General features: G+C 43.3%; 9 protein-coding genes. 4 read left to right on the top strand and 5 right to left on the bottom strand.

All coding sequences use genetic code 11. The features are described 5' to 3' along the window. Nucleotides 1-690 precede the first annotated feature (690 nt). A complete protein-coding gene (locus tag PseudUWO310_RS14530; RefSeq protein WP_142602473.1) occupies nt 691-1,005 on the top strand; it encodes a hypothetical protein in 315 nt (104 codons plus the stop codon). A gap of 82 nt (nt 1,006-1,087) precedes the next feature. Here the strand turns inward: PseudUWO310_RS14530 and PseudUWO310_RS14525 are convergent, their stop codons facing one another. Beyond that, on the bottom strand, nt 1,088-2,557 hold the full coding sequence (locus tag PseudUWO310_RS14525; RefSeq protein WP_142602471.1) for a cryptochrome/photolyase family protein: 1,470 nt from the start codon (nt 2,555-2,557) through the stop codon (nt 1,088-1,090). A gap of 155 nt (nt 2,558-2,712) precedes the next feature. Between PseudUWO310_RS14525 and PseudUWO310_RS14520 the strand changes: the two genes are divergently transcribed. Next, nucleotides 2,713-3,372: a Uma2 family endonuclease gene (locus tag PseudUWO310_RS14520; protein ID WP_142602468.1), complete on the top strand. Its 660-nt coding sequence runs from the start codon at nt 2,713-2,715 to the stop codon at nt 3,370-3,372. A gap of 106 nt (nt 3,373-3,478) precedes the next feature. Here the strand turns inward: PseudUWO310_RS14520 and PseudUWO310_RS14515 are convergent, their stop codons facing one another. From PseudUWO310_RS14515 to PseudUWO310_RS14505, 4 genes are all read right to left on the bottom strand, one after another. Then, nucleotides 3,479-6,676, bottom strand: a complete 3,198-nt coding sequence (locus PseudUWO310_RS14515) for an efflux RND transporter permease subunit (protein ID WP_142602465.1) — start codon at nt 6,674-6,676, stop codon at nt 3,479-3,481. Nucleotides 6,677-6,752: 76 nt separating this feature from the next. Then, a complete protein-coding gene (locus tag PseudUWO310_RS14510) occupies nt 6,753-8,093 on the bottom strand; it encodes an efflux RND transporter periplasmic adaptor subunit (protein WP_142602462.1) in 1,341 nt (446 codons plus the stop codon). 30 nt (nt 8,094-8,123) lie between these two features. Further along, complete coding sequence (locus PseudUWO310_RS22970; protein WP_190316033.1) at nt 8,124-8,276, bottom strand: hypothetical protein; 153 nt, start codon at nt 8,274-8,276, stop codon at nt 8,124-8,126. 118 nt (nt 8,277-8,394) lie between these two features. Beyond that, on the bottom strand, nt 8,395-10,227 hold the full coding sequence (locus PseudUWO310_RS14505; protein WP_142602460.1) for a SpoIIE family protein phosphatase: 1,833 nt from the start codon (nt 10,225-10,227) through the stop codon (nt 8,395-8,397). Nucleotides 10,228-10,452: 225 nt separating this feature from the next. Here PseudUWO310_RS14505 and PseudUWO310_RS14500 point away from each other — a divergent pair, with 225 nt between their 5' ends. Both PseudUWO310_RS14500 and PseudUWO310_RS14495 read left to right on the top strand, forming a co-directional pair. After that, the gene (locus tag PseudUWO310_RS14500) at nt 10,453-12,987 is read left to right on the top strand and encodes a glycogen/starch/alpha-glucan phosphorylase (protein ID WP_142602458.1); all 2,535 of its coding nucleotides are present in this window, start codon (nt 10,453-10,455) and stop codon (nt 12,985-12,987) included. 193 nt (nt 12,988-13,180) lie between these two features. Then, nucleotides 13,181-14,194, top strand: a complete 1,014-nt coding sequence (locus PseudUWO310_RS14495; RefSeq protein ID WP_142602455.1) for a 2-hydroxyacid dehydrogenase — start codon at nt 13,181-13,183, stop codon at nt 14,192-14,194. The last annotated feature ends 369 nt before the right edge of the window (nt 14,195-14,563 follow it).

The raw sequence follows: 14,563 nt of genomic DNA, 5'->3' as shown, positions 1-14,563 counted from the left end.
CCAAAAATTGACTGGTGGCGCGGAGCGCCATCAACTAATTCTTGGAGTTTGATTTGTTTTAAATCAAGGGACTGTAGCCATATATTTAAGCGCACCTAGCTAATTACTAATGTCAAGTACATTTGCTACAGACACAAAATCATTTATGCTTACTATAGTAGTTATAGAAGGTATTGCAGACCAATTTAAAAAGTGCTTTTCTAAGTTCAGATAAAAGTATATTTTTGGGGATAAATCCTTTGTTAATACAGTTGGTATGGATTTATCGAATTATCGGAATTGCATATATTAAGTTAATATAATTTTTATTATAATTTCCAAAGAAGGAAGTGATAAAAGATTGATGTAAAATTGATGTAAAAATTGGAACTTATTAACTTTTAATGCAAATGCTAATATTTTAAAATCTATTTTGTCTGATTTTAATCTTTATTTATTCCTTCATAAAGCCTTTAAATATGTAAATTTATAAGCTTAATATCAATTTTTATATCTTTGATAAAGCTGTTTAATAAAATATCTCTTAGCAAAATATATCTTAGCCAATATTGCTAATACAAAGTATTATAATTTTGATACCATGATTATCTATAACCCATCTATAAAGATTGTAAAAAGATTGCAAAGCCATATAGATAATCATTTAATCAGTTTACTTCTCACTTTCAAGACAGGAAAATCATTAATTTCATGCCTTACGATATTAGACAGCGATCATCTATATACGAAATTCGTGATGAAATTCAAGTTTTACTTGCATATCAACCTCAAGTATTTGAATTTAGTCTGGAAGGTATAGAATGCTTGACCCTTAAAGAAATAGGGGTATTACTGTTTGCACAGAGACTTGCAAAAGAATATGGAACAAAGATAGAGCTTTCCGAATGCAATCAGGATGTTATTGCATTTTTAGGTACATTAGGGCTTTTAAATAATTTTGTCATTCATTTCTCGGCAGAAAAACTTCAGGAAATAAATTTATTGCCATTTTGGCAGCATAAATAGTAGAGGCAAGAGTAAAGGCAAGCATAGGATATCCCCCCAACCTGTAGCGCACGCGCAGCGTGCGCTACAGGTTGGAGGGGTATTAATTAATTTTACAATCTTGATAAAGCCTTTTAAACTTTTGCTGCTGAATGTTGTGATCGACGATGGGCAAGGGGTAATTGCGCCGCTGACATTGGTGGGGAGGGATATTGCCACTCAATAATTCTGCTGTGGTTAAGCCTTGCAATTCGGGTAGCCATCGTAAAATATATTCACCTTCGGGATCGTATTTCCTTGCTTGGGATGCGGGGTTAAAAATTCTTAGAGGTTTAGGATCCATACCACTGGAGGCACTCCATTGCCAACCACCATTATTTGCCGCCAGATCGCCATCTAGTAACTTTTGCATAAAATATCGCTCCCCCAATTGCCAATTAATTATCAAATCTTTAGTCAAAAAGCTAGCGACAATCATCCGACAGCGATTATGCATCCATCCCGTTTGATTGAGTTGACGCATAGCCGCATCAACAATGGGATAACCCGTAAGTCCTGCACACCATGCCTCAAATTTTTCGGGATCATCATCCCACGGAAAGCTCTGCATCTGAGGACGATAGGCTCCTGTTGCTAAGGCAGGAAAGTGAAAAAGTACATGCTGATAAAATTCGCGCCATGCTAGTTCCTGTTGCCAGATCGTGATTCCTGCTAGATCTTCGTCACTGCGGACAAGTTGTTGAGCAGCGATCGCTTTTTCCCACACTCTTCTAATCCCCACTGTCCCGAAGCGCAAATGGGGACTCAATGTCGATGTCCCTGCATGGGCGGGAAAATCACGCTCGGTCTGATAGCGTAAAATTCCATTGCCATCACAAAAGGCTTCTAATATTGCTAAAGCGGCGGATTCGCCTGATTCTGGTAGGGTGATGTCATTGATAAATTTGAGTTCGCGTAAGCTTGGTAAAGGAATTACAGGTAGATTCGCATAACTTGCTAAACCTGTTAATTTTTGCGGTGCATCTAAGGGTTGGGGCTTGGGTTTACTTTGCCAATTGCGCCAAAAGGGAGTGTAGACCTTATAGGGTTCTCCTGCCTGTGTGGCGATCGCATCGGGGGCGATCAAACCAATATCCACGAAACTTTGTACCTTTACGCCGATTTCTTGCAAAGCTTGATATGCTTCGCGATCGCGCTTAATTGCCAAGGGTTCGACATCTTGGTTAAAAAAGACATGACTTGCATTAATTGCTTTCGCTAGTTCACGAATTGATCGCACAGGCTGCCCATACATAAATAGCAATTCGCTGCCCAAACGTCGATAGTTAGCTTGCAACTCGCGCAAACAACCAAGCATAAAGTCAACCTTGCTGCCCTCAGTTACACCATCATCGAGAATATCGGGATCAAATATAAATAAACCCATCACGATTCCTTGATCACCAACCTGTGCGATCGCCTCACTCAAAGCAGGATTGTCATCAATGCGTAAATCGCGCCGATGCCAGACTAAAGCGATCTGTCCCGATAATATTTCACGATTTTTTCCAGAATTACTGGCTATTTGAGGCATAACTATCTACAGGTCTACATATTTAAAGCACTTCACCATTATTAATCAAAAATTTCCTTGATATCGCGCAAAAACCAAGAGATGAGGGGCGGCGCGAAGCGCCGCCCCTCATCTCTTGGTTTAGAATCGATATTGATCAACTTGAGATTGTTATCATGCCAGTCAAAATTGCGATCGCTCAAATACAGCTAAACCAAGGTCAACGAGTTACCCTTGAAAATATTAACTGGCAAGAATTTGAAGATATATTGGAAGATTTAGGAGAACATCGTCACGCGCTGATTGCCTATTACAAAGGAGTGTTAGAACTGAGAATGCCATTAGCAGGACATGAACGCGCTAAGGTTTTGATCGGAGATTTACTCAAGATTATCTTAGATGAATTAGCCTTGGAGTGGGAATCTCTTGGCTCGACAACCTTTAAGAATAAGCAAATGCAGGTAGGGATCGAGCCTGATGACTGTTTTTATATCCAGAACTATCAAGCGGTAATTGGCAAACAAAGAATTGATCTCACAGTTGATCTTGGACCTGATTTAGCGATCGAAGTGGACTTAACCTCAATTACACAAATCAGTGCCTATGAAGCTTTAGCTATTCCTGAAATCTGGCGATATAAAAATGGGAAATTAGAGATTAGTCTATTTGAGGATGGGAAATATCTCAATTCAACCATCAGTAAAGCTTTCCCAGCGATTCCAGTTATTGAAGGCATTTCTTTATTTCTCGAAAAAAGTAAAGATACACCGATGAGTATTTTAAGAAGAGAGTTTCGAGAATGGCTACAAACCTTTCATTCAAAACCCAAGAATTGATTGGCGGTGCTCCGCACCGCCAATCAATTCTTGGGTTTTATGTCCTGATACAGTTGGCGGCAGCTATATAAATCTAAAAAACCTCGCTTTGCGAGGTTTTTTAGATTTAGCGAGATGTAATTTTTACTGGTACTAGCTTCTTCACCTTTGCCCAGTTAAACTCATGCAAAAGGACATAGGAGCAAGGAATTAAGAATAAAGTCAGAATTGTGGCAAGGGCTAAACCAGAGAAGGTGACGATTCCTAGTGGTTGCAAGAACTCGCCCCCATCACCGCCGCCCAAAGCCAGAGGAAAAGCACCAACTACCGTTGTAATGGTAGTCATTAGGATGGGGCGTAACCGCATCGGTGCAGCTTGGAGGATTGCTTGAATGCGGCTACATTTCTGCTCCTCACGCAATTGGTTGGCGAACTCGACCATGACGATCGCATTGTTAACCACAATCCCCACTAGCAAGATCACGCCGATTACCACCATCACATTGATCGAGCTATTGGTGACATATAGCCCGACGATGCCGCCAGCGAGAGCAAGGGGAATTGTCAGCATAATTACCAAGGGATCGATCAGGGAGTTATATTGAACTGCCATCACCACAAATACTAAGAAAGAAGCGAGTAAACCTAATACCCCAAAGGCTTTGGAGAGATTATCATTCGCTTGTTTAGCGGTACTAGGTAAAACCACGACTCCATCGGGCAGATCGATCGCCGCAATCACATCTTCTGTCTGTTTGAGCGCATCGCTGAGACTTGTACCACGTTCTAAACTACCGAGAATCAAGAACACTTGACGCTGGTTAATACGTTGAATTTCTCCTGGGGCGCGACCTTCGCGGATTTTGGAAACATCAGCAAGGCGGACAGGACGATTATTGCTCACAAATAGCGGAACTTGCTGCAATTGCGAGGCATTTTTGCGTGATTCGGGATCGAGTTGGACGCGCACATCGACTAGGCGATCGCCTCTTTGTAACTGGGTCGGCACAGAGCCTGTAATTGCAGTTTGCAGCGTAGAGCCAATGGATTGCGTAGATAGTCCCAAAGCTTGCAAGCGTTCCCAGTCTGGGAAAATTTGCACTTCGGGCTGACGGGCATCGGTATCAGGACGGAAGTTTGCGCCTTTAACACTTTTTTCTAAGGCACTGAGAATTTCTGTACCAGCTTGGGCTAGGACTTCAGGATTAGTACCCTGTAAAATTATGTCAATATCTGTACGTGGTATGGGGGAATTATTGACGATAATACCGCGTACTTGTCCGGGGTTGACCCTGATTCTTACGCCTGCCAGATTTAATTTATTGATTTCCCGATTGACGCGACTGATAAATCCCGCCAGATCAGCATTCGGTTTGAGGGTAATAGTGCTACCACTGCGTAAAGGGTTATTAGTCACATTATTGCCAAAGGAACCGCCACCAATGGTTGTAAAGGCATAGGCAGTTTCAGGCTGCTTGACGAGAATATCATCCACAATTTCCATGACTTTGCGGTTAGCGGCAAGGGTAGTACCTGCGGGAAATTGAGCGTTTAAGCTCACATCACCTGTTTTTACCTGTGGAATGATCTCTTGGGGTAGTTGTCTGCCCATCAAGAAGCCACCACCACCAAGGATCGCAAATACAGCGATCACCACCCACAGACGATAATGGACGATTTTAGCGAGGAATCCTGCATAGCCCAATGTTGCGGCGGCAAATCTTTGCTGAAATCCGCGCATAAACCAAGTTTCATTCAACCGACTCGACCAAGGAATACCCAACAGGCGGGAGGCGATCATCGGGACGACGGTAATGGCGATCGCGATCGCGGCAATATTCCCAAAACTAATCGTGAGAATCAGTTGATTGAATAGCAGTGACAGAAATCCGCCGAGTAATAGGAATGGGAAAATAACAACGAGGTTGGTACTCGTAGAGGCAACCAATGCTGATTCGATTTCCGAACTACTAATTTGGGCTTGGGCGATCGTATCTGGTACGCCGTTATTTTTGCGATTGCGTTCGAGACCATTGATGATGTTATCTAGCATGACGATCGAGCAGTCTACGACACCACCCACACCTAAAGCTAAGCCGCCTAGGCTAAACAGGTTCATCGAAAATCCAAAAATACCCATCGCAATAATGGAGGCAAGGGTGGCGAGGGGAATGGCGAGGGTAATAATCAGGGTTTGACGGATTGAGCCCAGAAAGAGCAATACGGCTGTTCCTGCTAAAACTGCCCCCATGATGCCAGAAGAGGCGACGTTGGCAACGGAAGCGCGAATTAACTTGGATTCGTCTAAGGTGGCGGTGATAATGGCATCACTGGGAATTGCACCACTTCCTTGCAAGGCGGCAATCTTTTCCGTTACGCCATCGACGACCTCAATCGTATTGGCATCGGGTTGTTTGGTGACTAGCAATCTCACGGCAGCCTGTCCATTGAGGGAAGTAAATACCCGTTGCTCCTCAGTCCCATCAACTATTTCGGCAAAGTCGCGCAAATAGACCTGTCGGGGCTGTGCTGTGGCACTGCCACGCACTGTAAAAGATAAATTTTCTAGTTCCTTAGCATTGCGAAATTTACCGATCGCACGGGTAAGCGGTTCGACCGTACCATCCCGCAAGCGTCCGCCTGAAATATCGACATTGCGATCGCGCAAAGCCTTTAAGACATCATCAATATTCACCCCGACGGCTTGCAGACGCTTGAGATCGAGATTGACCTGTACTTCTTCCTTAACGCCGCCAACTACGTCGATTCCCGCTACCCCTGGCACGATCGCTAACTCGCGTCCTAATTCCTCATCGGCAAATAGACGCAGCTCCGTTAGGGAGAGGGAAGGCGATGTGAGCGCAAACTCGTAGATGGGAAATTGAGATGGGTCAAATTTGAAAATCCGCGCATCTTCGATATCGTCTGGTAATTGACTACGACCACGGTTAAAACTAGCAACGGTATTGTTAAGCGCCTGCTCGACATTACTACCTGCCTCAAAAAACAAATCTACCCTTACTTGTCCTTCACGGGTACGCGAAAAAAGCTGGTTCACACCTTCGGTTAGGGCTAGAGCTTCTTCGAGGGGTTTGGTGACTTCCGTAATCGCAACTTCTGGGCTAATTCCTGGAATATTGATCTGTACGCCAATTCTGGGATAAACGATGGATGGGAGCAAATCCACCTGCAAGCGGCTGATATAAAAAGCCCCCATCACAAAAATCGCTAAGGTCAGCATCAATGTGCCAATATGCCGACGAATCGCGATCGCACTAATACTAAATCCTGTCGGCTTGGGAATGGATGATTTCTGCTCGCTCATAGTTACCTCTTAAAAATAATTAAAAAAAAGTAATGATGTAAAGCCAGAGGGGCTTTACATCATTACCTATTGGAACTTATTGGGATAACACGCTCAGCTTGACAGGATCGCCATCCTGCAACTTGCCACCACTTCTAACGACAATGCGATCGCCGACCTTCAAACCAGAAAGAATCACAACTTTACCGTCACGGCGATCGCCAAGATTAACCTTACGCGCTAATACTTTTGGCTCTTTGGGATCGCCCGTAATCACAAAAACTATGCCAGTTTGGGGCTTGCCTTTGTCACTCACATTAGGACTAGACTTGGAATCAGCTTTCGATTTCGCTTGAATATTTGCATCTTTAGGATTTGCATCTTTAGGATTTGGAGTCGGTCGTCCTGCTACTTCTAGAGCCGTTTCTGCGATCGCGATTTGACGTTCCTGTTTGCCTGAAAACTGCACTCTCGCTAATTGACCGCTACCCAGTTTTCCATCTCGATTAGGAACTACTACTTCCACAGGAATTAATCGCGCCACTGGATCGGCTACGGGTGAAATACGCCTTACTGTTCCCGTAAACTTTTGATCGGGGAAAGTGTCAAAACGCACATCAACGGATTGATTTAAGCGAACTTTGCTAATTTCTAATTCCGAAATCAGCACAATCACTTTAACTTGACTAAAATCCCCTAGCTTGACAACTTCATTGCCTGCGAATAGGAGATTACCAATTTCACTCACCCGCTCTAGGACGACTCCATTGATGGGAGATGTAATTGTGGTATAGGATTGACGCTCCTGCTCTCTGAGCTTGATTGCTTCTTGAGCTAAAACTCGTTGGGAATTGGCACTCACTGTTTGCTCTTGGAGACTAACTTGCTGCTCGGCAGATCGCAATGACTGTTCAGCAGCTTTAGCTTCAGTAACGGCATTCTCGGCAATTTGAGGAGAAACTGCTCCTTCTTTAGCCAATTGGGTGAAGCGATTAGCATTTGCCTGTGATTGCTGATACTGGACTCTTGCTCTTTCCACTTGAGCGCGAGCATTACCCACTGCGGCGGTTGCTTGTGATACTTCCGATGACCTTGCTGCAACTTCCGCTTCTGCCTGTAGCACAGTAGCAGATAGAACCGCATCATCCAATTGGGCAATAGCCTGTCCAGATTCTACGCGATCGCCAATATCCACATTCAAATCTAGTAAACGTCCTTCTAAACGCGATCGCACTGATACCTCTCTAATAGGTGCAGTCGTTCCCGTATATTCATTTTCTTCTTCCAGTAGCTCTAAACTGGCGATCGCCACATCTACGGCTACAGCAGGTTTCTGGCTCTGTACTTGAGCTTGGGAGGCATCCTTATTGGTTTGTGTGCAACTCGTAGTTACACCTGACAAGCTAGCGATCGTGGCTAATATCCAAAAAGCTTTCATAGATATGAATATGACAAGTGTTTCCTAAATTTATTCTAAGGGATACCACTTGTTTTTGGGCGAGTTTCCCCGATCGGTCTTTTTGGTCGCAAATGTATAGCTGCCGTAAAAGAGGGTTGCCGCACTCCGCGCGGCAACCCTCTTTTGGGCTTTATGTCCTAACAAGACTGGCAAAGGTGGCACGAAGTGCCGCTTTTCTCTTCTACTATAGCTATAGTCAAACCCAATAGAGAGTTGCGGCGCTTCGCGCCGCAACTCTCTATTGGGTTTGATGTCCTGACTTAAGTGAATATAGCTATAATTAGATTTTACGCTTCATGACCACGAGAGTTATGTCGTCATATACCTTACTGGAACCGATAAATTCACGGATATCAGTAATCACAGCCTCTCTAATTTGATCAACAGAATTTCGGTGGAATTTACCGATCGTATGAATCAATCTATCAAGTCCATACAGTTCCTTCGTATGATTCTCCGCTTCCGTAATACCGTCAGTATATAAAACAACTACATCGCCTAGATTTAAATTTATGGCGGTCTCAAAAATAAATTCAGAGATTTCATCGGTTAAGCCAATAGGAAATCCTAAGGCATCTGTATCAATTATCTCGATGTCTCCACTATCTCGAATCACAATTACACTTTCATGTTGACCGCTCAAATGCAGCACGCGATCATGATAATCAATCAGAATTAGACTCAAACTCTTCTCGCAATTCATTCGCTGAAGATTTTCGTAAATAGTATGATTGACCGTAGATAAAAACTTGACGGGATTCTTTTCTCCATTAATTAGCAAGGTTCGGATCGCCGTTTGTAACATGATCATGATTACGCCGCTTTCTAAACCATGCCCCGTAACATCACCGATCCCTATTTTTATATGTCCATTTTGCTGCAAAACATCGTAATAGTCACCACCCACCTCATCGGCAGGTTCCATAAATCCTACAATATCTAATTCTTTAATAGTATTTAATTCTTTTGTCCTAGGCAGGATCATTTTCTGTAATCGTCGAGTAACTGCCAATTCCGAACTCATGCGATAATTTTCTGCGGTTAATTGCTCATTTAAAAATTTGATTTCTCGATTAGCTTCTAATAACTCACTAGTTCTTGTTTCGATAATTTCTTCTAGATCCCGATTGATCAGATCTAGCTGAGTATAAGCTTTATCCTTAAGAATAACTTGCTCTTGTAATTCCTGCGAATTGCGATTATTTTCTTCCGCCAGTACTAGAACCATTAATGTGGTAATTAAAATTACCCCCATAAATAGTTGAAGGAAGATTAAAGAATTAATCTCTTGGGAAACTTTATAAAAGCTACCGAACTTATAGGAAGTACTTATAGCAGCAACCATGGCAGTAAAGGTAACTGTTAGGGTTGTAATTTTGGAACCAAATCGAAATGCCGACCATAGTAAAGGTGGCAGTAAAAAATACTCAAGGGGCTGATTTCCGAGGATCGTAAAATAGGATGTTATGCCTAAGATCGACAAGCATAAAAACAACTCTTTACCATTGGATCTAAAGCTCCATTTGTTATTAGTAATAGGTGTTATTGTTGATTGCTTACTCCACCATACAAATACTAAAGGTGCGAAGAGTAAGACTCCCATCGCATCCCCAACCCACCATCCCCAAGCTACTTTCCAGTAAATATCCCATTTAGTTAGCCCCGCATAAGATACTATTAAAGTCCCCAATAATGCTTGGAGAATAGTTCCACTAAAGGTAGCCGCAAGAGAAAATCTCACAAAGTTTTTAACGTAATTTAGGAAATTATTCGTCTTGTTAAAAAATAAAATTAATGTGGTAGAGGTCAAAGCACCGATCGTAGGTACCAATCCTGCCAGAAGGGCAAAAAGAAAGGGAGCCTTAGAAACAAAAAAACTATTTAGGGCTGCCCCCAAAAATATTCCCCAACATCGCGATCGCCCCCTTGCTAACAAAGCTCCTACCGCAATGCCCGCAGGCGGCCAAACTGGTGAGCCTAATTGGGACTGGGGTAGCTGTAGCACCAAGGCACTAATCGCAAGGTAAAGAAATGCAACAATTAAACTGTCAATTAAATTGTCAATCCACCAAGAGGTGACGATCTCTTTTTTGATTTTTACAGGTACTTTCATCTTGAGGTGTCTCCAAGGATCTCCCAGAGCTAATGAGGCAGTTTTTTCACAAAAAAATTAGCTAATGTCAGGAAATCGTAAATATTATGCCCCTCAAACATAAATTATCAGTTAATAAGTGTTCAACATTCCAAAGTTTATGCTTGGATAGGACAGGGGCATTACCCTCCGCCTTAGGGTCAGCAGAACGGCAATAAGACAAAGTAACCATTCAGGAATAATTCTATGCAAACAAATGTTGCTAATCAAACCAGCAATATTACGGTAGAAGACGATCGCACAGGTTTAAGTATCGAAACCCTCAAGCGGGCCTTTGCCGATAATCTGTTCTACATACAAGGCAAACTCGCTATTCTCGCCAATTTTACCGACTATTACATGGCGTTGTCTTATACAACACGCGATCGCCTGTTGCAACGTTGGCTTCAAACCCTCAAGGTCTACCACGAACAAGACATCAAGACTGTTTACTATCTCTCCGCCGAATTTCTGATGGGGCGACACCTCGGTAACAGCTTGATCAATCTCGATCTGTACGAATCCATTGAACAAGCGGTCAGAGAGTCAGGGCTGGATCTCACCGAAGTCCTAGAGCAAGAACCCGATCCCGGATTAGGCAATGGTGGTCTGGGGCGCTTAGCTGCTTGTTTCCTCGATTCCCTTGCCACCTTAGAAATTCCTGCAATGGGCTATGGCATTCGGTACGAGTTTGGTATTTTCAATCAATCGATTCAGCATGGTTGGCAGGTGGAGATCCCCGACAAATGGCTGCGCTGTGGCAATCCTTGGGAAGTAGTGCGCTACGAGTCCACAGTTCAAGTCAAATTTGGCGGTCATACGGAAATTTACAATGACGATCGCGGTCGTCCCCATACCCGTTGGATCCCCAGTTTCACCGTCGAAGGGATTCCCCATGATACCCCAGTGCCTGGATATCAAACCAATACCGTTAATACCCTCCGTCTTTGGAAAGCTGAAGCAGGCGAAGATTTTAACTTCCAAGCTTTTAACTCTGGCGACTATGACGGTGCGGTAGCGACCAAGATCAAATCGGAAACCATTTCCAAAGTCCTTTACCCCAACGACAATACCCCTCAGGGTCGTCAATTACGCCTAGAGCAGCAGTTCTTCTTTGTATCCTGCTCGCTTCAAGACATCATTCGTCGCCACCTTAACAGATACGGTCGTCTGGATAATCTTGCCGATCATGCGGCGGTGCAATTAAATGACACCCACCCCGCGATCAGTATTGCGGAAATGATGCGCTTACTAGTTGACGAGCATGGGCTATTCTGGGACGAAGCATGGCGGATTACCCAAAACACGTTTGCTTACACCAATCACACCTTGATGCCCGAAGCCCTAGAAAGATGGGGTGTACCGCTATTTGAGAGTCTTTTGCCCCGCCATTTAGAAATCATCTATGAAATCAACCATCGTTTCATGCAAGATGTGCAGACTTGGTTCCCCGATGACGATGAATTGCTATCACGCCTATCCATCATCGAAGAAGGCGGTGGCAAAAAAGTCCGCATGGCAAACCTCGCAACCATTGGCAGTCATGCTGTAAATGGGGTTGCTGCTTTACATACTGAGCTACTCAAGCAAGATGTATTAAAAGACTTCTACAAGCTATGGCCAGAGAAGTTTAACAACAAGACCAATGGCGTTACTCCTCGCCGTTGGGTATTGCTAGCCAATCCTGCCTTATCGGGGCTCATTACCGAAAAAATCGGCGATACATGGCTGAAACATTTGGATGAACTCCGTAAGATTGAAGCCTTTGTTGACGATCGCGATTTTCGCGATCGCTGGCGACAAATCAAGCAAGCGAACAAGCAAAAACTCGCCGACTACATCCGTACTCACAATGGTGTCGAAGTTGATGTGAATTCCATCTTCGATATTCAAGTAAAACGGATCCACGAGTACAAGCGCCAACATCTCGATTTGCTACATATCATTGGGCTATACCTGCGCATTAAACAGAACCCCAATATCGATATTACCCCTCGGACGTTTGTTTTTGGTGGTAAGGCTGCCCCTGGCTATTTCATGGCGAAATTAATCATTAAAGCGATTAACGCTGTGGCTGATGTCGTCAATCGCGATCCCGACGTTCATGGCAGAATTAAGGTCGTCTTTTTGGCTAACTTTAGTGCGTCACTCGGACAATTGATTTATCCTGCGGCGGATCTCTCCGAGCAAATTTCTACGGCTGGGAAGGAAGCTTCTGGAACTGGCAACATGAAATTTACGATGAATGGAGCCTTAACGATTGGAACTTTAGATGGAGCCAATATTGAGATTCGCGAAGAAGTTGGTGACGATAACTTCTTCCTCTTTGGTCTTACCGCCTCTGAGGTTGAAGAGATGAAGTCACAAGGATATAATCCTCGTGACTACTACGACAGCAATGAAGAACTTCGCAATGTACTCGATCGCCTTGCTATGGGATATTTCTCTCCTGGAGAGCGCGACTTGTTCAAGCCTTTAGTCGATTCACTTTTGCATCATGATGACTATATGTTGTTGGCTGACTATCAAGCCTACGCAGATTGTCAAGCTAAGGTTAGCGAAGCTTATCAGGATGTTGAAAAATGGACAACGATGAGCATTCTCAATGTTGCCCGCTCTGGGAAGTTCTCTTCCGATCGCACGATTAAGGAATATTGTGACGAGATCTGGAATGTGAAACCTGTTAAGGTAGAATTAGAGCCCTACGATCCCGCTAAGGCAACTATCAATGTTGGTAGTTAACCTTTAATGATTCCTTAGAACCAACACAAATAATACCAATTCACGAAAGTGTGACAACACTTTTGTGAATTAAAAACTAAACCCAGTAAGGGTTTTCAAAGCTGAAAATGGCTACGCCATTTTCAGCTTTGGTATAAAGGCTCGCTAGGCGAGCCTTTATTTGTGTTTAGAAAAATTGTTACTCCCAATAATTATGAAAGTTGCTTTTTTTAATGCCAAGTCTTATGATCGCTATTCCTTTGATCTTGCCAATGAGCGATACCAACATGAAATAGTTTTCTTTGAATGTCATCTCAGTCACGAGACAGTTTCTCTGGCGATCGGATTTTCGGCAATCTGCATTTTTATTAATGACTATCTTGATGCCGAAATGCTCGAAATTTTGGCTAAAGGTGGTACGAAGTTAATTGCTTTACGTTCGGCTGGGTTCAATCATGTGGATTTAGCAAGCGCATCGAAATTAGGGGTAGCGATCGTTAGAGTTCCAGCCTATTCTCCTTTTGCGGTTGCCGAACATACTGTAGCTTTGATTTTATCGCTCAATCGTAAAGTACATCGAGCCTATAATCGCGTTCGCGAAGGTAATTTTTCGATTGAAGGATTGCTAGGTTTTGATCTGCATGGGGCGACGGTGGGAGTGGTTGGAACGGGAAGAATTGGGGCGATTTTCGCGCAAATTATGAAGGGCTTTGGCTGTACCTTGATCGGCTATGATGCCTATCACAATCCCAGTTGTCTCGATCAAGGCATGACCTATGTTTCTCTACCTGAATTGTTGGCTCAATCTGATATCATCTCGCTCCATTGTCCGCTCACTCCTGATACCTATCATTTAATTGACGATCGCGCGATCGCTCAAATGAAAACTGGCGTAATGTTGATTAATACAAGTCGCGGAGGTTTGATTGATACGCAAGCTGCGATCGATGGATTGAAATCTGGCACCATTGGTTATCTGGGCATAGATGTATACGAACAGGAGTCAGACCTATTTTTTGAAGACCTATCGAATCGGGTAATTCAAGATGATACTTTTCAGCGCCTACTCACTTTCCCAAATGCGATCGTTACGGGACATCAGGCCTTTTTTACCCGTCAAGCCTTGGCGAATATTGCGGATACCACGCTCTCTAATATTACAGAATTTGAGCAAAATGGAACTTGTCTTAATGAGGTGAAGGTCGAAAAAGCGATCGCTGCTAAATAAGCTCTAAGTAGCTAGGCATAGCCATGACGAAATTCTATTTACAGCAATTATCGATCAAACGAACCATAAGAAGATTGTTGAAAGCTTTGCAAAGCAAAGCTTTCAACAATCCTCTTGGTTTGAGCGCAAAGCGCTGTAGATAGAATGGTATCACCAATCATTGGGGCTTAAACCAAAAGAACAAGTCTCTCGAACCAGTAAGCCCCTGCCCAAAGAATAGGAGGGTTGCGAAAATATTCAATATAATAGACTTGTCGGGAAACAAAAGCAATGTATAGAAGCAGTTTCACATTTATTTCTGTGGTTCAATCCATATGTAAATACAAAAGCTATAAGTTCAATAAATTGAACCATAACCGAAGTTTGATA

Source organism: Pseudanabaena sp. UWO310, assembly GCF_006861605.1.
Taxonomy (GTDB): Bacteria; Cyanobacteriota; Cyanobacteriia; order Pseudanabaenales; family Pseudanabaenaceae; genus Pseudanabaena.
This window is presented reverse-complemented; position numbering and strand designations above follow the sequence as displayed.